Below are 20,995 nucleotides of genomic sequence, written 5' to 3' on the forward strand. Positions count from 1 at the left end.
TTAATATATTTTATATTATATTACATATTTGTATAAAATTAAAGACTGTTGACACTTTGTCAACAGTCTGAAAAAAATTAATAATATTAATTTATTTTTTCAATATTTTAGTTAAATCCATTACTATATAATATATCATATAGTTTAAAATCTTAACTGCATTTCTTGATTTAATAACTCACAGTTTTATCTTATAATCAAATAAAATATTTCTCTTATATATTATGTATATAATAAGTAAAGAATAACGAAAACGTTATTCTTTACTTCTTCTTACTATTACAATTATTCTCCATACAATCTTGTAACATATCACTAATAGCATTTGTTAGTTGACAATTTGATGTCATTAAATAGTTATTAATCGCTTGATTATTCCATGCATATAAAAATATTAATAGCAATATCAATTTCATAAATTGACAGCCATAACATTGTAATAAATTAAATAATTGACAAGTATAAAATTCATTTTGCTCATTAACAGCGCTAGTATCATCACAATAACTTGAACAAAGTTCTTTTAAATCATCTTCATCTAAGTTATTAATAATGTCATTTAAAGTTGCCGTTGTTCCCGATGTACTCAACTTTCTTTCCCCTTATAACTTATCTAACACTTCATAATACGGCAAAATTACAAACATTGTTACAAATTTATACTAATTCTATTTATTTAAGTTAATTTTACTAATATTATCATTATAAATCTTATTATATTGGTAAAACCCTAGTATTTTATTTCATAATTTTCTCCATCAAGTACACTATTATACTCTACAAGTAATATGTCTCCTCAAGAAAAGATGATATAAAATAATTTAGTATTATTTCATATCATCTTTAATTAACTTATTTTATGCTTTTATATGTCCATGTTTTAATAAACTTTTTATTCTTTTGAAATAAGTAATTCCTAATGGAATTGATGCCGCAAGCCAAGCTACTGGATCCGCTAAACATATTCCTATAAACTCTATATATCTTGGCAGTGTAAAGGCAACTATAGCTCTTGCTATAAGTTCATATGCTCCAGCCATCATTGGAACAAAGGAATCACCTATTCCTTGAAGTGCATTTCTATATATAAATATTAAGCCTAAAGGTATAAAGAATATAGCTGATATATTAAGTACCTGTTGTGCATACATTAATATTTCTGCATCCGGATTGCTTATAAACATCATAACAAAGTATTTCCCAAGGAATATTAAAACTGCTCCTGCAACAATACTTGTAATAATAGATATTTTAGTACATTCCTTAACCCCTTGCTTTATACGTCCATATTCCTTAGCACCAAGGTTTTGTCCACAATAAGTAGCCATTGTAACACCAAAAGTAATTGCTGGTTGCATAACAAGCTGTAAGGCCTTAGATGCTGCTGTATAAGAAGCAATTACTGTAGATCCAAATACATTTAAAGCTCCTTGAACTGTCATTATTCCTATAGCTGTTATTGAAAATTGAAGTGCCATTGGAATTCCTATCTTTAAATGTTTATGATAATATCTTCTTTTAACCTTAAAATCTTCTTTTTTAAGTCTTAATATAGTAAATTTCTTATAAGTATAAACTAAACAAAGTATAGCCGAAATACCTTGTGAAATAATTGTTGCATATGCTGCACCTGCAACACCCATTTTGAAATTAATTATAAATACTAAATCTAAAATAACATTTAAAACTGAAGATATAATTAAAAAGTATAATGGTGTTTTACTATCACCTAATGCTCTTAATATACTTGCTATTAAGTTATATGCAACAGTTGCTACAACTCCACCATAAATTATTTTTATATATGTATAAGCATCACTTAGGATATTTTCAGGAGTATTCATTAATTTTAATAAAGGTTTTGCTCCTAATAAGCTTATTAATGTTACTATAATTACTGAAATAACTGTTAAAGTTATTGCACTGGCAACAGCTTTACGAAGACCCTTTTCATCCTTTGCTCCAAACCTTTGTGATACTAAAACTGCAAATCCACTAGTTAACCCTGTTGCAAATCCATTTACTAAAAACACCATAGATCCTGTTGAACCAACAGCTGCTAAAGCATCAACACCTACAAATCTACCAACTATTATTGTATCTACCATACTATAAAATTGCTGGAATATATTTCCTATTAGCAATGGTATAGAAAATAGTAATATTAACTTAACAGGATTACCTTTAGTCATATCATTTGTCATATTATTTTTCATCTAATTATCGCCCCCTAACATTTTATTTCACAATTAAATAGAATAACATTTTTTTATGTCTTTTGCAAAACAAATTTTAAGATGAGAATTAAACTCTTCACTAAATAATTAATTACCTACTTCGGTTTATTCTCATCTTATTAAAATTTATTATTTTTTTAACTCATTCTTTATACTACCTATTATTTTAATTCCTTCTTCAATTTCATTAAGAGTTAGTCTTGATAATCCTAACCTTAAAGTATTATTAGAAATGTTATCTACTGAAAAAATATCACCTGGAGTAAATATTACCCCCTTTTCATAACATCCATTTAATAGTTGCCTAGAATTTATGCCTTCTATCCCTATATAAATATGGAGCCCACCTTCTCCCCATACAAAAGTTGGCTTAACATATCTATTAATACATTCTAAAGCAAACTCATACTTTTCCTTATATACTTTTCTAACTTTTTTTATCTGTTTATCAAATGCACCTGATCTTAAATACTCATAAAGTATCCCTTGATCTAAAAATGATGTATGAATATTTTTACAACGCTTAACACTTTCTAAAATATCTATAACTTTTTTATCAGCAAGTATCCACCCTACTCTTATTCCCGGAAATAATATTTTTGAGAAACTCCCTATATAAATAACACCACTACCGCCATTATCAAGTGCTGCTATGGGAGATACATGCGTACTATTATATAAAAGTTCCTCATTGAAACCATCTTCTATAATTGGAACATTATATTTTTTAAATAGATTATAAACAGTATATCTTTTTTCACCTTTCATTACTATTCCTGTTGGATTATGATATGAAGGTATTAAATATCCTAGTTTTATATCACCCTTACTTAATTTTTCTTCTAACTCTTTAGTATCTATTCCCTCTTCATTCATAGATACACCTACTACATCAAGTTCATGAACTCTCATAATTTTTATTGCTGTATTATGAGTTGGATTTTCACAAATAATTTTATCACTAGGATTTGTATATGCCGTAAGAATCATTTCTAATCCTTCTGTAAATCCATTAACAATTATAATATCCTTTCCCTCTATATCTACACCCTTAGTTTTCATATAATTTAAAAGATATTCCATAAGAGGCTTATAACCTTTTGCATACCCATAATTTAAAATTTTATGTCCTTCAATGGAAATACTATTTAAAAAGGCTTTTTTAAATTCTTCCATATCAAACAATTCACCATCTGGTGATATACTTTTAAAAGATATTAAATTCTTTTCCCATGGTATTTCATGCTTAATTATATCTAAATCATACGATGTTTTTCCATAAGTATTAACCTTCTCTTCCCAGTTAATTTTCCACCCATTTTTATCTTTTGACTTATTTGGTGAAATAAATGTTCCCTTCCCCTTTACAGTATAAACAATACCTTGATCCTCTAAATTTTCATACGCTGTAATTATAGAATTTCTGCTTACACCTAATATTTTAGAAAGCTCCCTTGTTGCAGGAAGCTTTCCATTATTAACAACCATATTATTTTCAATCATTTTTTTTATATAATTTTCTATTTGCATATAAATTGGTTCATTATCATTAAAATCTATATTAGAAAATATCACTCTTTTCAACTCCTACATAAGTGAGTATTCTATTATCATATCTAAAAGCTCACTAAAATTATATCCTCTTGCTCTTGCACTCTTAGGAATAAGACTTGATGTAGTCATTCCTGGCAGTGTATTAATTTCTAAAAAGTAAGGAATATTATTACTTATTATCATATCAATTCGTGCATAGCTCTTGCAACCCAAAACATCCCATATACTTTTTGAAATCTTATTAATACTTTTTTGAAGCTCTTTATCTAAAAAACTTACTTCTTCATTTGCACCATTTTCTTCATATTTAGATTTATAATCAAAAAATTCACCCATATTTGCCTTAATAACAACTGTAGGAAAAACTTCTCCATTTAAAATAAATGATGTAATTTCTTCTCCATCTATATATTTTTCTATCATTACCTCTTTATCATACTTTAAAGCTTCTTTCACTGCATTTTCTATTTCACTTTCATTTCTTATTAAAAATGTTGCTACACTAGAACCTCCATTATTAGGCTTTATGAATACTGGATATCCAATTTCTTGTATTTTTTTATAATTAATATCTTCTAGTGATTTCACTGTAATCCAAGATGCTGTTTCTATACCTATACTTTTTACCAATCTCTTTGTTAAACATTTATTCATAGAAATTGCACTACATAATACTCCACATCCACTATAAGGAATTCCCATAGTTTCTAATGTCCCTTGTATAGTTCCATCCTCACCAAATCTACCATGTAATGCTATAAAAGCAAAATCTATTTCCTTGACCTTTTCTATTACTTCTTTTTGGGAATTAATTATTATCGGTATTATTTTTTCATATTTATCTTTATTTAAGTTTTTAATTACTTGCTCTCCAGACTTCAAACTAATTTCTCTTTCAGAAGATATCCCCCCCATAATTACACCAATTTTCATATTATCACTCCTAATTTTCTTTTTCTCTGTTTATTGTATGAATTATTTATAAATCAAAAAAGCACCACACTCTATTTATTTTTCACTTACTGTGGTTCTAATAATTAATTTATAACCTCTTTATAATTTATTAAAACTTTCTTAAAAAAACATTAATCCTATACACTCTCTCGGAAATTATAGGTAAAATATATATAATTTAACTTATATACCATTGAGGAGGATATTATGAATTTACAAAATAAGTTTAAAGAAAAATTTAGTAATAGTCATAACAAACGTGAAATAAAAAAACAACAACGCTTTTATGAAAATATGATTACTTCTTCAGATGAAAACTCAACTAGTATTATTTTTAATAAAACATCTTTAGCATGGTTAATTGTACTAGTAACATTATTATTACAATTAATTTCATTAGCAACTACTTACAAAGGTAGTATTGTCTATTTTGGTGGAATTAACTTACCTTTTAACCTAAGTGCTCCACTATTATTTGCTTTATCAATTCAACTTATTGTTTTTTGTGTAAGTCATACTTTAAGGTCTAATTTTAGAAAAGGATTTTTAATAGTCTTAATTCTAGCCACATTATGCTCTACCTATTTTTCATATATAGGAATATATAATTATATTAATTCTCCTCTAAATTATTTAGAAGAAAGATATACTCAAATAAATAGTAATATTTCTGATAAATATGAAACTTTAAGAGAAACAAATAAAAGCTCTATAACAAAAACTATGCTTAATCTAATAAATGATTTAAGTACAAGCTATGCGTCTTTAAGCATGGAAGTTGATAATAACAATAAGTTATCAGAAGATATAGCTAATATTTCTATAGATAATAACATCATAAATTCTCAAACTAATAGTGTTAGCAAACCTAACATAAATAACTATGGTGATAATTTAGATCAGTATTATTCAGATATGGCTAAATATAATGCTGCAATAGGTAATATGATTACAGATAGTACTAAACAAGATTCTTCTTTAAAAAATGAATTATATAATGCTCAAGTAAACTCTATCTTAGGTGGTAAATCTCTTGATGAATTTACTGCTGAAAGCATAGATACTAAAAGTAAAAAAGAACAATTAGAAAAAGGGGTAAATACCTCTTATACTTTAATCTCTTCTGAAGAAAACTCTCTTACTATAGATGAAAAACTATTAAAAATACAAGACTACTGCCAAAACTATATCCAAGGAATTAATGGAGATAAAGATATTTTCACTACTATTTTATTAAATTTAAATTCTCAAATATTAATAATTAAAAATGAATCCTCTATTGATAATTTACAAACTCAAATAAATGAATTTCTAATTTTAAATAAAAAAGATTCAGATATTATGAAGTCTTTTTCCGATTTAAAATCTATAGTTTATACAAATTCAACAGGAAACAACTATTCTGATAATGTAACTCTTACAGAAGAAAATGCCATGGAACTTTACTCTTTAATGAATTCTGAAGTTAAAAGTGCACTATATACTTTAAATCATATTTCTAGCAATACAGAAAAAATTAACTCTAATAACGAAGATTATATAATTCATAATCTTTATGTTTTACCAGTTCTTAATCTATTTACTTTAAATGAAGAAATAAGTATGTCTTGGTTTTGTTTAATTTTTGCAATATTGATTGATGGTCTAACTATAATATTTGCCATAATGGAAGGTAAAGAAAAAACTCCATTATTTGCGAAATCTACAAAAGAAGTTGTCGGTAGGTCTAAAGATTCAATTGAAAACTTACTAATGCTTTCACTTTTATCTTCTGATATAGATAGCCGTGATGAAGAAAGAGTTGAAAAAATATTATTAAAATTAAAAAACTTTGTTTCAAGCTTTAACCTTTTAACAGAAGCATTGGAAAATGGATATTCTATGTACTGTCCTTTAAGTAGCTTAGAGGAATACCAAGGCTTTTTAGCAACCCTATGTCAATTTAATTTAGCAACTATAATTAGCTCTAAAGAATTATTCTTTAATGATCAAACACCTGACATTCAAGATGAAAATTTTGTTTTAATAAAAACTAAGTTTATGATTTGGGCAAATGATAAAATTGTTTCTTTAACATTAAATAATCAATATATAGATTCACTAAATAAGCTTGATGAAAACTATATTATGAATGGAGAGCTATTATAATGTTTAAATTAGAATTATTAATAATCATAGTTGGAATAATCGTTTTTATTTTACAAAATAAAATAAGAACTAATAAAACTGAAATATCAAAAAAAATAGTCTATTGGACCATTATGTTTTTTATAAGTTTATCCTTTAATACTATTTTATTTACTAACTTTGGTAAATGGTATAATCTATCTAGCTATTTAAATTTAAATACATTGCTTATATTTATTGCTATAATATTAGGATATTTCCTTATCCAAGCATTATCGCCATTTAAATTTTTTAGAAAATTAATAAATTATTTTAGATTAATATTTTCTAATAAAATTGATAAAACACTACCTAATATTAATAAAGAAACAAAATACGAACGTCAATCCCACTTTGAGATTTTTCTTGAAACAATATGCTGGATAGGTTTTATTTCAATATTTGCTTTAGAAGTTTATTTAAATCTCTTTAACACTATAGATAATTATATTAAAAATAATTTTGTATTAGTCATTTGTCTAATTATCATGATTACTCTTCCTATAACTTTAAGACAAATACTATTTTATCTATTTAATGTTAGATTAATTAATAAAACTTCACTTTCTATGGAAGAAATTAATCTTAATGAAAAGCTTAAAAAAACTAATATTAAATTATAAATAAGAATAGTTTATATAAAATACATTAAAATAATTATAGTATTTTATATAAACTTTTTTTGTCAAAAATACCATAAAGAACTTGACTTTAAGTTATTATTAGTAGATAATTATTATTAGTTAATAGTAGGGAGGATGTTTATATGAGTAATATTTTAAATGGTTCTTGGAACGGATTCAGAGAATTAGTATTAGTAGACAAGGTTCAGGTATGCCCTGATATTATTTCATTTTATTTTAAATCAAAAGATGGAGGCAAACTTGTAAAACATATAGCTGGACAATTTTTACCCTTCAAAATAAAAACTGATGATCCTAAATATAAAGATGTAATAAGAACTTATAGTTTATCTATGTTTCCTAATGATGATACTTACAGAATAAGTGTAAAAAAAATAAATGGTGGTTTAATTAGCACTTACTTACATGAAAATCTTAATATAGGTGATTCTATTGAGGCAATGGTTCCAACTGGATTATTCACTATAAATAATAAAAATAATGATATAGTTTTATTATCTGGAGGAATTGGAGTTACACCATTATTATCTATGTTATACGAAGAATCTTCTCATAGAAATAATATTCATTTTATACAAGCAGTTCAAAATTCAACTTTACATCCATTTAAAAATGATATAGAACAAATAGCTCAATTTAGAGGAATAGAGAATACTGTTTTCTACTCTCACCCTTTAGATACTGATAAAGAAGGCATTAATTACGATTTTACAGGTTATGTAAATAAAGATTTTCTTAAAAATAACGTAAACTTAAATTCTGATTTTTATCTTTGTGGTCCACCTCCTTTTATGAAGGCTGTTGAAGGTATTTTAATTGAGCTTGGAGTAGATAATTCGAAAATTAATTATGAACTTTTTAGTAATTAAAGGAAAAAGGTAATTTATCCAAATTCTATTTTCATACTTTAAATAAATTGCGAACTACAGTGAGAACGAAAAATGGAATATTAATTTTTTCTCTTCATTGTTTTTCTTAGTTCTCCGACTTATAGTTAACGACTCTTGCTACAAATTTGTATGACAAGTCGTTAACTCTAGGGGGATTAAGCTTAAATTGCAGACTTAAGCTTTAGTTCGCAGTTTATTCATTATATTAATTATTTAATTTTATCAATTCTAAAAGGTATTCCACTTATGTTACTATCTTTATTCTCACTTACTACTTTATCAGCATCTTCAACTATATTTTCTAACTCTATATAAGAATTCTCTTCAATAACACCAAAATCATCTTGAACAAAGTCATTATTTGATGTAAAGTCACTAATTTTTAAATCTTCTAAATTTCTACTCATTGCTCTAACGGGATCATCATTAAATCTATTACTTGAAAGATTTTCTTTATTTTTCAACTCTAATTTATCTAATATATCTTTACTCATACAAAAAACTCCCTACTCGAAATATTATTTTTGTTAATATTATTAAATTTATTATTCATAATGTAACTTTAATTTTTCAAATGACTCCTCGTAACATTTTTTACATAATACAATTACTTCATTATTATTAATATTATTTTCATATACATCTAAATTAGCTATATTTCCACACTCTTCACATTTATATTTTGCTTTTTGCAATGCTTCCTTACGCTTCAAATTCCATTCTTCTTTATCTTGTATTTTATCTTGTGCCTTTTCTAGATTATTATTTTTATTATTTCTAAAAATATTGTTAGTTTCATTGATTAAGTCTTCTATTTTACCTTTAGAAATTTTAATCCAATTACTACTTTCATATTTTCCCTTATTTTTTGTTCTTTTATATTCCATGTTGATTCTAATAGTAATTAACTTAACCAAGTAAATTCCTAATATTAAATATATTAAATTAAACATAAACATCACCATATTTATATTTAACAATTTATTTAAATTTATTCATACTTTTTATAATCATTTATGTAAAATGAAAGTTTTTTTTTATTTTATTCATATATTTTCCCATATTTAAAGCCTTTTCTATATATTTATATATAAAAAAGGCTTTATCAGAATATTGTATTTTTTTGATTTATATGGTAAAATCTATAAAAATGCAAGTTTTATTTTTTTTAATGCATTTTTCTTACAATAAGGGGGGCTAACATGAAAAAAAATTAGGGCTAACAACAAAAATTTTTATCGGTTTAATACTTGGGGCAATTTGTGGTATTATTCTTTATGGTTTAGTACCAGCTGGAGTAATAAGAGATGATATATTAATTAATGGTATATTTAAAGTTCTTGGAAAAGGTTTCTTAAGAGCTATGCAAATGCTTGTTGTACCATTAGTATTCTGCTCATTAGTTTGTGGGAGTATGGCTATAGGTGATACGAAAAAACTAGGTCGTGTTGGTGTAAAAACTATATTGTTTTATCTTGTTACTACTGCAATTGCAATTACACTAGCTATTGGTGTAGGAAAACTAATTAATCCTGGTATAGGATTAGATATGAGTAATATTCAAGTGGCTGAAACTACAGTAAGTGAAGCAAACTCTGTATCTGACGTTATCTTAGATATAATTCCTACCAATCCTATATTTGCACTTTCAAATGGGAACATGCTTCAAATTATATTCTTTTCAATATTAGTAGGTATTATCCTTGCTATGCTTAATGAAAAAGCTAAAACAGTAGCTAATTTTTTCAGTGAGTTTAATGAAATTATGATGAAAATGACAATGATAGTTATGAAGGTTGCTCCAATTGGAGTATTTTGTCTAATTGCTACTACCTTCTCTAACATAGGCTGGAGTGCTTTTGCTCCAATGTTAAAATATATATTTGCTGTAATGCTAGCACTATTTATCCAATGCTTAATAACATATATGGCAATGTTAAAAATATTTGCAAAGCTAAATCCTTTAACATTTTTAAAGAAATTCTTCCCGGTTATGAGTTTTGCATTTTCTACATCATCATCAAATGCTACAATTCCATTAAGTATAGAAACTCTAGATAATGAAATTGGTGTTTCTGAAAAAATATCATCCTTTACAGTTCCATTAGGTGCTACAGTAAATATGGATGGTACTGCAATTATGCAAGGAGTAGCTGTGGTTTTTATTTCACAAGCCTTTGGAATAGAACTTGGACTTAATGCATATCTTACAGTTATTTTAACCGCAACACTTGCATCAATAGGAACTGCTGGTGTACCAGGTGTTGGTCTTATAACATTATCTATGGTTCTTAATTCTGTAGGATTACCAGTTGAAGGTATTGGAATAATTATGGGTATTGATAGAATCTTAGATATGACTAGAACTGCAGTTAATGTTACTGGTGATGCTATATGCACTACTATTGTTGCTAAACAAGAAGGGGAACTTAATGAAAGTACTTTCTATTCTAATGAAAATCAACTTGATGCTCAACTTTAATATAAAATAGTATTTTAAAATACCCACTAAACAAATATATTAGTGGGTATTTTAATGTTAATTTAAATTAAAAAAATTAAATATATTAGAAAACTTACTAGCTGATTTAGGATCATTTTCATGTCTTAACTTTCTCTCTTCTTCTTCACAGGATATTACACCATCAACTAAACCATCACTATAATTTTTTTCATCACTTTTTTCTGTCATTATAATATCACCTCACTTCATATAATCTTATTGTTTCAATATATCATTATATTTATAATTATTAATTTTAAAATAAAGTTACATAAAGCCTTTATACAGATAAATATAAGCTGTATAAAGGCTTTATTTTATAGTATTTTTCTATTTTTTATTTTTATTTCTATAGTATATATAGCCACCAATAGCTATAACAGCTATTATTCCAACAGTTACTAAAATAATTGTTGTATTATTGTTATTTTCTTTAACAACTACTTCAGTACCATTTGTACTTTCCTTTAATCCAACCTGTGATGTAGTTATATTTCTACTTAAAGTATCCCTAAACATTAAATAGTAACTTGATGCTGACCAACTAAAGTCTTTTGTATGTAATCCTACACCTGTTTCTGGATTATAATTTTCTCTAATAGGTCCGTTTGATACTACACCTTCAGCATTATTAAATAATTTTTCACAAAGTTGCACTGCATCATCATAATAATTGTAATTTTGTAATGCTTCTACTCCAAATAATGCTTGGTCTAACCAAACAGGTCCTCTCCAATATTTATTTGGATCAAACTTAGGATTATCCTTTGCTGCTGTTGGTAATGGAACAAATGTGTTAAATACATTTGGATCCATCATATTATTTTTAACACCTTCTGCTTGCTCTTTTTCTGACATATTAGCCCATAATGGTATCCATCCTTCTGTTCCTTTTCCTCTATTTACAAGAAGTTTTGTTTCTGTTCCATCTTCATTAATTTGTAAATCATAATAGAATCCTGTTTCCTTATCATACATATTATTATTTACGTAATCTTTTAATGCTTTTGCTTCTGTTACATATTTTTTAGAATCAGATTTATTTCCTAACTCATCAGCCATTGATTTTAAAAATCCTTTTTCTGCATACAGATATGCATTTAAATCAACTGATTCTTGATTTATTGAATATCCTATAACTTTTCCATCTTTATCTTTATTTTCAAATACCTTAACTCCAATATCATCAGCACCTTGACCTTCTACATCAAATCTAGTTGCATTATCCATTCCACTTTCCCAAGCTGCTGCTAATATAATTTCTTCATCGCTATTATTAAGGTCATGCACCATACCACCATATTCACATATACCATTTTTATCATGATCTCTATTTGTATACCACCAATTATGATAATCAACTAACTTTGGATACATTTCCTTTAAAAAGTCTTTATCTCCTGTTTCCTTATAAACATTCCATACAGCCCATGCTGCTAGAGGTGGCTTAGAGTTTCTTTCATTCCAATTTCCACCTACTCCACCTCTTGCCTCATCTTGATTATAGAAAATTGCATCTATAATAGCTCCAGCATCTTGTGGTCTAATTTTATCATCACTCTTAATTTGATAATCAAATAATGCTCTAATATTATCCTTTGCTAAATCTCCATTAAACTGTGATGTTCCTACTGCTTGTTTCCATGAATCCCAAGCCCACATTCCTACAAACCATTTGTAAGATAGAGATGGTATAACACCATTGTGCTTTATTGCTCCAGCTGGACTTCTCCAATTTGTAATTAATGTTATAATAGATTTTACTGCGGCATTTTGATAACTTACATCTGGAACCTTATCTAAATTTGCAAAAGTTTTATCTATGTAACCTTGCCATCTTGATTCATTATCTGTAAAATATTTATCTCCATTTTTTATAATTTCATCAACTTTACCTTTTTCCTTATCTAATTCATCATTAGTAAATGTATATGATTCTGTTGAGAAAGTCTTATATGTTTCATTTGGTGCTATTTTAACTGCATCAACTAACTTACTTGTATAAGTATTTCCATCAACAGTTGTTTCCACCTTTCCTTCATGACTACATACAAATTTAGTTTCTTTAGTTGAGAAGAAACTCCATTGTGAATTTATATCATCAAAATTTACTTGAATCCCTTTATCTGTTGCTTCTAAGGTTTGATTTAAATTATAATTTTTATTTCCTGCTTCATCTTTACTTATTGTATATGGTGACTTATTAAATATCTCACCTGACCACTGTAAGTTTAATGATAAATCATTGCTTAATTTATTTGAAATTTCAGTTTTAATTAGTGCGGTTCTATCATTAGCAAATATAAGTTGTAAATTAAGAGTAAAGTCTTGTAGTTCATAAGTTTCTACTAACTTACCTGGATATGAATTAAAAGTAACTTTTGCAGTTGACAAGTCATATGGTGTATTATTTTCTGAATTAATTATAGTTAATTTACTAAATATATCTGACATATTTATTGGATATTCTTGCCCTATAATTAATGGTCCAGGAAATCCTCCATAAAGATTTGTTACACCATCTCTTGCTAAATAATATGCATGCCAAGCACCCATATCTGAAAATGGATTATCTACATTTGTATCATAGTCATCATTTAATTCAACTTTAGGATTCCCAGTTACGTCTAATACATTAACAAAATCAGTAACCTTAGGATTGCTACCTTCAGCAAAAACCTTTATTGATCCCATAGTAGAAATTAATGAAAAAACGACAAGTGCATATGCAATTATTTTTTTAACCTGTTTACTTATCATGATTTTCATCCTTTCTTTTTTATATTTCCATAAATTATTATCTTCAATAGTTTTAAATTTTATTTATAAATAAGAATTTTGATAATAGTTGCTTTATAAATTAAACTCAAAATTTAATTCTACTAATAAAATTTATATCAATAAAAAATTACTAAAATGTTTTATAAAAAAATAAACCTCTACATAATAAAATTATCATGTAGAAGTTTATTTTAAAATTTTCTAAAATTGACGAACTATTTTTTGTGCATAAACAATTCCAATTCTTCTCTTTAATTTATCATTTAACGCAAGCTCAATTTTTGTATTATCATTTAACTCAAAGGTATAAACTGATAATCCTTTAATATTACTATTATAAAATGCTTTGTTATTTTTATTATTATTAGCATTATTTTCATATACTTTTCTAATATCTGCAATAGAAATTGATTTAACAATTTTTCTTCTGCTTTCATTATATATTTTACTTATATTTATAGTATCATTGAATAACTCATATTCATATTCTACATAACTTAAAAAACTTAAAATAAATAATGCTAATGCTATTACTCCCATAACTATTGAAACTAGTAGTGATATTGTTAAAAAGAATGCTGAAAGCACAAAGAAAACCATAGCCAATCCCTTTAAAATATTACTTGTAGTTTTTCTTTTGTCACATTCAATAAATTGTTCAAAAACCTCTTCCACCTTTATACTCCTCCTAAATCCCCTTATTACTATATTATAACAAAATTTATATTAATTCGGTATATAACTTTCAATTTTGCAAATATATTACCCTTAATAAAATACTATAAATTCTTATAATATTTTATTAATTCTTCTTTAGTATTAATTCCCCTATTTTGAGGAATAGTTAATTCAGAAACATCCTTTCCTGAAAGCTTACCATTTACTATATATTCTTTTCCTAAGAAATTTTGTCCCCATGTAGCAACCTTATCTATTTCTGGTGTATTAACATTTAATAATTCTGCAAAAGCTTTTAAAATACATAATCCAAATTGAATATCTTCAATGAAATATCTTGAATTTTTATCTGGAATATATCCTCCCTCAACCTCTATCATAGGAGAATCAATTCCTATAAATCCTGGTGCTGTATTTATCTTTCGGCTTAACTCCTCTGGCTTTTGTATATTATATCTTAACTTTATTTTCTCAATATCCTCTGGATTAAAATCATTATTTTCATTAAATCCGTTAAATATTAATTCTAACTCTTCATCTAATTTCAACAATTCAGATGATGCCATAGTTCCCCATTCTTCATAGAATAAAGGATTTCTATCATATACTGTTTCACCTTCAACATAATCATGGAATAATTCATATAATCTTGATGGGTGCATTGTTGGGTTTGATGGCGATAAAGTAATTGCTAGGTAACTGCTTAATGGTATACATGGAATATCTATAAAATTAGTCATACACTCTGCTATCTTTTCTGAATACTCACCTGGAATTACTCTAATTTTCATAAATGGATTCTTTTGTTTTAATATTACTGATTCGCCATACTTTTCTAATCTTATTATTGAAGGTACTCTTTGAGTTCCGAAGAAAATACATCCTTTTTCTATTAAAGCATCTATTAAATATTCTTTCCCTCCAAATCCAGGAATTGCTCCTATAACTGTTCCCTTCTTTAAGAATGGCAGTATTGTATTAAATGTTTTTTCCATCATAAATGAAGGGTATGTTATTAATACATAATCTGCATTTCCTACAGCCTCTTCATAACTTGATGTAATACAATGAATTTTCACATCATGTGTTATATTTTTTTCTTCCTCTATTAGGGCAATAGTCTCTTTAAAGCTTTCAGGCTTTGAAGTATGTAACCACACTTTATTCTCTTCTTTCATTGAAATATATGCAGCTAAATATGTTCCTATATTTCCTGCTCCTATGATACAAATATTCATATTATTCCTCCTAATTTCATCAAAATGCTTATTTATATTTTAACATTTTTTATGTTTATAATTGTATATCTTTTGTAAACTTTTACTCATAAATCTATCTTTTTTACTATAATATAAATATACATTATTTTATAATATATAAAAAGAATATTTCAAACTATCTACTATAAATTATTCACTAGAATCACATATTGTAAAATTTTCTCATACTTTGTAATATATTAATCAATATATGATGATTATATCTTGGTTTTTCTGGCCTTCCCCTGCAGTAGCTTTAATTGGAGCTGTACTAATTCCTGTAGCTCAAAAGGTTGTTCTTCCAAAACTTTCTGCTGCAATGGCAATGAATCTATTTGGACATGGTATTGCCCTATCAAGTGACATCATACTTCAAGGTGCTTCAAGGCTTACTTCTAATTCTGCTGGAATAACTATTTCAGAGCTAAACAGCACTCTTATTCCACTTGAGATAGTTATGGGACTTACCACTACCATTATAGCTTTTATTATAATTGTACGAGATTTCAAAAAAAATCCTTTATCAGATACAGACATAGGAGGTCCAACTAATAAATGTAAGGATATAGAAACTCCTATTATCAAGCTATCCTGCAAAAAAAAGAAATTTTATGCTTTATTAGTATTCGTAGGATATCTTATCGATATAATATTTTCATTAACTGGCGGAGATGCTACTGCACTAGTTGGTGGAACAACTTTACTTCTACTAATAATAATTTTTATTGGTAGCTTTAAGTTTAACACTATGGAACAAATAACTCCTTATATCGTTAATGGCTTTCAATTTGCTTTTAAAGTTTTTGGAGCAGTAATACCTGTTGCAGCTATATGTGATGTTTCTCCATTTGAGTTAGCTAGAAAAAATTTATTACCTGTATATATAGGCTTAGCTGTAACAACTATTTTTGCTATTTTCTTTTTAGTTTAAAAACAGTATATTGTTTAAATATTTATGGAACTGTATCAAAAAAATTTATTAATTTATAGAATAATTTTTTGATACAGTTTTATTACTTTACATAACTAACCTTAATTCTTTCTTAATTTTGGAAATAGTTCTGTTAGTTTATTGTATATTTTGTTAAAATTTTCTTAACAAAGTATTGATTTTCTATATTTTTTACTTTATAATAAGTTATAAAATAACTCTTAATAATATTGATGTTAACTTTTTTAGAGTTATTTTATTTTATCTAATGTAATAAGGAGGATTATTTCCATGAAACTAGAAATAAAAAATCTACGTAAAAGTTTCTCTGGAAATGAAGTTTTACACGGAATTTCATTTTCAGTAGAAAGCGGAAAAGCACTTGGTTTGTTAGGTCAAAATGGTGCCGGTAAAACAACTACCATCAGGATATTAATGGATATTTTCAAAGGTGATTCTGGAGAAATTTTAATTGATGGTAAACCTTTTAAACCTACTAATTATCAAATAGGATATTTACCTGAAGAAAGGGGCCTATATCCTAAGAAGAAAGTTACAGAACAAATTGTATATCTTGCATCTTTAAGAGGTATTAGTAAAAAAGAAGCCAAAGAAAATACTTTAAAATGGCTTAAAAGATTAGGTATTGAAGAATATGAGAATAGAAAACTAGATACTTTATCTAAAGGTAATCAGCAAAAGGTACAATTAGCTCAAACCTTAGTTTGTAATCCTGAAATAGTAATATTAGATGAGCCATTTAGCGGTTTAGATCCTGTTAATGCTCAAATTTTAAAAGATGTAGTTAATGATTTAATTACTGATAATAAAATTGTTATTTTTTCTAGTCATCAAATGAGTTATGTTGAAGAATTTTGTGAAGATATTGCAATAATTAATAAAGGTGATATTGCACTAAGCGGAAATTTAAAAGAGATAAAAAAGGATTTTGGTAGAAATAGAATTATACTAAGCGCAAATAATTACACACTAGAAGAACTAAAAGAAATTTGTGAAAGCAAATTTTCTAATTTAGTTATTGTTTATGAAGTAAAAAAGGACTTTTTAGTATTAGAACTTTCTAAAAACTCTACTAAAAACGAGCTTTTAAAAACTATTATTAACTCTGATATTGATATCGAAAAATTTTCAATATATGAACCTTCATTAACAGATATTTTTGTATTAAAGGCAGGTGATGAATAATGAAGCAATTTTTTAACGTATTAAGTTTTGAATTAAGTAATTATTTTAAAAATAAAGGATACATGATTACAACTATTCTTTTTTCAATAATATTAGTAATAGGTTTATCACTACCATCATTTTTTGATATGTCAAAACTTATACCACAACTAGCTCCTATTTCTTCTGAAGATCCATCTTCATCTGTAACTCCTGATGAAGTTATAGATGAAAATAAAGCTAATTATGTTATTGTAGACAACAATAATATTTTACCTGATTTAAATACTCTTGAAACAGCTTTTACAAACTCTAGTTGGACCAAAGTAAATACTACTGCTGAAGCTGAAAACATAATTAAAGCTGGAGATGCTGAAGCTGGTTTTATACTTGAAAGTTTAAATAAATATTCATATCTAGTTGATAATTCTGGATTTACTGATACAAATCAAATGATCTTTGAAAATTTATTATCTAGTTTAAATCAACAGACTTATGCTATAGAACATAATTTAGATATAAATGATTTACAATCTGTAATTTATCCTTCATTTGAATCTGATGTTACTATCTTAGGAAAAGATAGTGCTAATAACTTCTTTTATGTATATATATTTATCTTTGCAATGTATATGATGATTTTATTATACGGACAGCTTATTGCAGTTTCTGTCACATCTGAAAAGAGCAATAGAGCTATAGAGGTTTTAGTTACAAGTGCTAGTAGTAATAGCCTTATTTTCGGAAAGGTAATAGCAGCTGCCTTAGCTAGTTTCCTTCAAGTTGGAATAATTTTAGCTTCAGGAATGATAACTTACTCTTTAAATAGTAAGGCTTGGAATGGTATTTTAGATGGGGTATTTAAAGTTCCAAGTAATATACTATTAACATTTATTTTATTCGGAGCTATTGGATACTTATTCTATTCATTTATTTTCGGAGCTTTAGGATCTTTAGTTTCTAAAACTGAAGATATTAGCTCTAGTATAGGTCCTATAACTATGATTTTCGTTATTGTCTTCTTTATAAGTATGTTTGGATTAACAAATAGTGATAGCTTACTTATTAAAATAGCTTCATTTATTCCATTCAGTTCATCAATGACAATGCTTATAAGAGTTGCAATGGGTACTGTATCTAACCTTGAAATAATAATTTCATTTATTATATTATTAATTTCAACTATATTAACTGCTCTTGGTGCTGCTAAGATTTATAGATTAGGTACTTTAATATATGGAAATCCTATTAAACTAAGAAATGCTTTAAAATGGTTTAAGAAAGAAAAAATATCTTAATTAAAAATTGAAGGTCTTGCCAAAAACAATTTTATGGCAAGACCTTTTTTTTGTTATATGCTTCTTAAATAAGCTGTTGAATATTTTATAACTTCTCTTATTCTATTAAGTTCACTTTCCTTATTTCTTTTTCTCCATACTTTTGAATATTCATCAAACCATACTTCTAATTCTTCAGCTAATGATATTTTATCATATAAATTAATAATATCAGCTTCTTCAAATTTATCTTTTAATAATTCTACAAAGAAAAGATTGATTAGTTTTATTCCTTGCGCTGAAATAATAAATTCTTGAATATCTTCTTTATTATTAACAGCTCCTGCTAACTCTATTAACTCTTCCTCTACTACACTCGCTGTATTATAGCCATTAATTAAATCATTTGGAGCTATACTATTTATTTTATTTCTAAGTTCTTCATCTGTATTATATCTTTCTTTCCATATAACTAATTCAGACCATCCTGCTTTTTGATTTTTAGATAACTTATTTAATATAGAAACTAATTTTCTTGATTTATCTTCATATTCAATTAATGATAAATCACTATAAAACTCTTCATTACTATATTCATAGCTTGGATTCCAAGCTAATGCTCCTCCAAATGCCATTCCTGGAATTGAATTTGCTAAAAGATTAATATGTCCATAATCACCCCAATCTGTATTTAATACTCCTGTAGCACCATATTCTACTCCATATCTAACCATTCTTCTAATATTTTCGAATCCATTATCCATAAAGTTCATTAGCTGACTCCATCCACCGACTCCAGGGCAAACAAATTGTTCTCTACCTGTTTCAGCTACTTTCTTTACTTGCTCTTCAGTTACTTCACATGAATAATTCCAATTTAAACAAATTAAATCATTTGGAATATCATTTAATAATTCTGGATGACCTAATATAACATCTCCCCAAAACATTACTTTCTTATCATACTTCTTAACTATATGTACAATTTTATTTAAGAAGTCTAAATATAGTTTTCCTGTTCCAATTTCTTCAGCAACTTCTTTACTTTTACCTTTTCCTAAGTCAAAAGTTTCATCACAACAAATATTAAATTTATCGGATGTGAATAAAGGTAGGAATTGTTCTATCATACCTTCTACAAAATTTAAACTTTTATTATTAGTTACATCTAATGTATGATGAGCTTGTCTGTCAATAAAAGAGTAAATATCATTTTCCATTCCTGACATTTCACATAATTCTTTAAAGGATTTTGTTCTAAGAACTTCATATAAGTGCCCAAATGTTGAAAGTGATGGTATAAGCTCTACATTTCTTTTTTGACAATACATATCTAATAATATTATTTCCTCTGCTGTTAAAGGATCTTTATCTATCCATACTTCACTCATTCCCTTAAAGGCAAATGTATGCTCTATATATAATTGAATTTGATTAATTTTATAAAAAGACGCCTTTTTTACTACTTCTTTTAATGTCTCTAAAGTAGGTACTTTTCCTCTAGTAACGTCATGATAGAATCCTCTATTTTTAAAATATGGTTTATCTTCAATAAATAATTTAGGTATATTTGATGTACTTTGTTTTAAAATTTGAATTAAAGTCTGAATCCCATAAAAAATCCCTTTAGACTCGCTAGCATTTATTAATATATATTCATCTTCTATAAATATTTTATATTCCTCATCACTTAAACCACTAATTTTTCTTATATTTATAGCATTCTTAACTACATCTGATTTTAAGTTTTTATTTATATTTAATTTAAATCCAAACTTAGAGCTAACTTCTTCTTGTAATTCTATTACTGCCTCTAAGTCATTAAAACTACATATATAATCTAAATTTATTTCTGTATTTCTTTTTAATTTAAAACTACCTTCATTTTCAAATAATGTTTGTGGTCTAGGTATAATATACATATTGCTTTCTCCCT

18 protein-coding genes are annotated in these 20,995 nt (G+C 26.3%); 7 read left to right on the forward strand and 11 right to left on the reverse strand.

Going from position 1 to position 20,995, the window contains the following annotated elements:
* Positions 1-263 precede the first annotated feature (263 nt).
* The 4 genes from HCG76_RS12655 to HCG76_RS12670 all read right to left on the reverse strand — a co-directional run bounded on the left by HCG76_RS12655 (position 264) and on the right by HCG76_RS12670 (position 4,724).
* Complete coding sequence (locus tag HCG76_RS12655; RefSeq protein WP_221700766.1) at positions 264-590, reverse strand: hypothetical protein; 327 nt, start codon at positions 588-590, stop codon at positions 264-266.
* Between the two features lie 267 nt (positions 591-857).
* On the reverse strand, positions 858-2,204 hold the full coding sequence (locus HCG76_RS12660; RefSeq protein WP_221700797.1) for an MATE family efflux transporter: 1,347 nt from the start codon (positions 2,202-2,204) through the stop codon (positions 858-860).
* 162 nt (positions 2,205-2,366) lie between these two features.
* A complete protein-coding gene (locus tag HCG76_RS12665; RefSeq protein ID WP_294174256.1) occupies positions 2,367-3,809 on the reverse strand; it encodes an aminotransferase-like domain-containing protein in 1,443 nt (480 codons plus the stop codon).
* A gap of 15 nt (positions 3,810-3,824) precedes the next feature.
* Positions 3,825-4,724 (reverse strand): D-alanine--D-alanine ligase, encoded by a 900-nt coding sequence (locus HCG76_RS12670; RefSeq protein WP_221700768.1) that lies wholly within the window; start codon positions 4,722-4,724, stop codon positions 3,825-3,827.
* A 228-nt stretch (positions 4,725-4,952) separates the two neighbouring features.
* On the opposite strand from HCG76_RS12670, the gene HCG76_RS12675 reads away from it, so the two are divergent.
* The 3 genes from HCG76_RS12675 (at position 4,953) to HCG76_RS12685 (ending at position 8,424) form a co-directional block, all read left to right on the forward strand.
* Entirely contained in the window at positions 4,953-6,893 is a 1,941-nt protein-coding gene (locus HCG76_RS12675) for a hypothetical protein (RefSeq protein WP_221700769.1), read from the forward strand.
* Complete coding sequence (locus HCG76_RS12680) at positions 6,893-7,534, forward strand: hypothetical protein (RefSeq protein WP_221700770.1); 642 nt, start codon at positions 6,893-6,895, stop codon at positions 7,532-7,534. The genes HCG76_RS12675 and HCG76_RS12680 overlap by 1 nt, the downstream gene beginning before the upstream one ends.
* Before the next feature lie 143 nt (positions 7,535-7,677).
* Positions 7,678-8,424 carry an FAD-binding oxidoreductase gene (locus tag HCG76_RS12685; RefSeq protein ID WP_221700771.1) on the forward strand — a complete coding sequence of 249 codons (747 nt, stop codon included), beginning with the start codon at positions 7,678-7,680 and terminating at the stop codon, positions 8,422-8,424.
* Positions 8,425-8,654: 230 nt separating this feature from the next.
* Here HCG76_RS12685 and HCG76_RS12690 read toward each other — a convergent pair whose 3' ends face one another.
* Together HCG76_RS12690 and HCG76_RS12695 are read right to left on the reverse strand one after the other, a co-directional pair.
* On the reverse strand, positions 8,655-8,939 hold the full coding sequence (locus tag HCG76_RS12690) for a hypothetical protein (protein ID WP_221700772.1): 285 nt from the start codon (positions 8,937-8,939) through the stop codon (positions 8,655-8,657).
* 51 nt (positions 8,940-8,990) lie between these two features.
* Positions 8,991-9,398 (reverse strand): hypothetical protein, encoded by a 408-nt coding sequence (locus HCG76_RS12695; RefSeq protein WP_221700773.1) that lies wholly within the window; start codon positions 9,396-9,398, stop codon positions 8,991-8,993.
* A 278-nt stretch (positions 9,399-9,676) separates the two neighbouring features.
* On the opposite strand from HCG76_RS12695, the gene HCG76_RS12700 reads away from it, so the two are divergent.
* Positions 9,677-10,927, forward strand: a complete 1,251-nt coding sequence (locus HCG76_RS12700) for a dicarboxylate/amino acid:cation symporter (protein WP_221700798.1) — start codon at positions 9,677-9,679, stop codon at positions 10,925-10,927.
* 57 nt (positions 10,928-10,984) lie between these two features.
* Here HCG76_RS12700 and HCG76_RS12705 read toward each other — a convergent pair whose 3' ends face one another.
* From HCG76_RS12705 to HCG76_RS12720, 4 genes are all read right to left on the reverse strand, one after another.
* Positions 10,985-11,137, reverse strand: coding sequence for a hypothetical protein (locus HCG76_RS12705; RefSeq protein ID WP_221700774.1), 153 nt, complete (start codon positions 11,135-11,137; stop codon positions 10,985-10,987).
* A 141-nt stretch (positions 11,138-11,278) separates the two neighbouring features.
* The gene (locus HCG76_RS12710) at positions 11,279-13,708 is read right to left on the reverse strand and encodes an MGH1-like glycoside hydrolase domain-containing protein (protein WP_221700775.1); all 2,430 of its coding nucleotides are present in this window, start codon (positions 13,706-13,708) and stop codon (positions 11,279-11,281) included.
* Between the two features lie 222 nt (positions 13,709-13,930).
* On the reverse strand, positions 13,931-14,404 hold the full coding sequence (locus HCG76_RS12715; protein WP_221700776.1) for a hypothetical protein: 474 nt from the start codon (positions 14,402-14,404) through the stop codon (positions 13,931-13,933).
* Positions 14,405-14,508: 104 nt separating this feature from the next.
* Positions 14,509-15,645: an NAD/NADP octopine/nopaline dehydrogenase family protein gene (locus tag HCG76_RS12720; RefSeq protein WP_221700777.1), complete on the reverse strand. Its 1,137-nt coding sequence runs from the start codon at positions 15,643-15,645 to the stop codon at positions 14,509-14,511.
* A 232-nt stretch (positions 15,646-15,877) separates the two neighbouring features.
* On the opposite strand from HCG76_RS12720, the gene HCG76_RS12725 reads away from it, so the two are divergent.
* The 3 genes from HCG76_RS12725 to HCG76_RS12735 all read left to right on the forward strand — a co-directional run bounded on the left by HCG76_RS12725 (position 15,878) and on the right by HCG76_RS12735 (position 19,080).
* A complete protein-coding gene (locus HCG76_RS12725; protein WP_221700778.1) occupies positions 15,878-16,597 on the forward strand; it encodes a hypothetical protein in 720 nt (239 codons plus the stop codon).
* Between the two features lie 291 nt (positions 16,598-16,888).
* On the forward strand, positions 16,889-17,803 hold the full coding sequence (locus HCG76_RS12730) for an ABC transporter ATP-binding protein (RefSeq protein ID WP_221700779.1): 915 nt from the start codon (positions 16,889-16,891) through the stop codon (positions 17,801-17,803).
* Positions 17,803-19,080, forward strand: a complete 1,278-nt coding sequence (locus HCG76_RS12735; RefSeq protein ID WP_221700780.1) for an ABC transporter permease — start codon at positions 17,803-17,805, stop codon at positions 19,078-19,080. Before HCG76_RS12730 ends, HCG76_RS12735 begins: the two co-directional genes overlap by 1 nt.
* A gap of 53 nt (positions 19,081-19,133) precedes the next feature.
* Here HCG76_RS12735 and HCG76_RS12740 read toward each other — a convergent pair whose 3' ends face one another.
* Positions 19,134-20,981, reverse strand: a complete 1,848-nt coding sequence (locus HCG76_RS12740) for a beta-N-acetylhexosaminidase (protein WP_221700781.1) — start codon at positions 20,979-20,981, stop codon at positions 19,134-19,136.
* Between the last annotated feature and the right edge of the window lie 14 nt (positions 20,982-20,995).

Source organism: Clostridium sp. K13, assembly GCF_019734195.1.
Lineage (GTDB): Bacteria > Bacillota > Clostridia > Clostridiales > Clostridiaceae > Clostridium.

Coding starts and splice junctions, on each gene's coding strand:
- HCG76_RS12660 (WP_221700797.1), bottom strand. CDS start 2,204: ATGACAAATGATATGACTAAAGGTAATCCTGTTAAGTTAATATTACTA.
- HCG76_RS12670 (WP_221700768.1), bottom strand. CDS start 4,724: ATGAAAATTGGTGTAATTATGGGGGGGATATCTTCTGAAAGAGAAATT.
- HCG76_RS12675 (WP_221700769.1), top strand. CDS start 4,953: ATGAATTTACAAAATAAGTTTAAAGAAAAATTTAGTAATAGTCATAAC.
- HCG76_RS12680 (WP_221700770.1), top strand. CDS start 6,893: ATGTTTAAATTAGAATTATTAATAATCATAGTTGGAATAATCGTTTTT.
- HCG76_RS12685 (WP_221700771.1), top strand. CDS start 7,678: ATGAGTAATATTTTAAATGGTTCTTGGAACGGATTCAGAGAATTAGTA.
- HCG76_RS12690 (WP_221700772.1), bottom strand. CDS start 8,939: ATGAGTAAAGATATATTAGATAAATTAGAGTTGAAAAATAAAGAAAAT.
- HCG76_RS12695 (WP_221700773.1), bottom strand. CDS start 9,398: ATGTTTAATTTAATATATTTAATATTAGGAATTTACTTGGTTAAGTTA.
- HCG76_RS12705 (WP_221700774.1), bottom strand. CDS start 11,137: ATGACAGAAAAAAGTGATGAAAAAAATTATAGTGATGGTTTAGTTGAT.
- HCG76_RS12710 (WP_221700775.1), bottom strand. CDS start 13,708: ATGATAAGTAAACAGGTTAAAAAAATAATTGCATATGCACTTGTCGTT.
- HCG76_RS12720 (WP_221700777.1), bottom strand. CDS start 15,645: ATGAATATTTGTATCATAGGAGCAGGAAATATAGGAACATATTTAGCT.
- HCG76_RS12725 (WP_221700778.1), top strand. CDS start 15,878: ATGATGATTATATCTTGGTTTTTCTGGCCTTCCCCTGCAGTAGCTTTA.
- HCG76_RS12730 (WP_221700779.1), top strand. CDS start 16,889: ATGAAACTAGAAATAAAAAATCTACGTAAAAGTTTCTCTGGAAATGAA.
- HCG76_RS12735 (WP_221700780.1), top strand. CDS start 17,803: ATGAAGCAATTTTTTAACGTATTAAGTTTTGAATTAAGTAATTATTTT.
- HCG76_RS12740 (WP_221700781.1), bottom strand. CDS start 20,981: ATGTATATTATACCTAGACCACAAACATTATTTGAAAATGAAGGTAGT.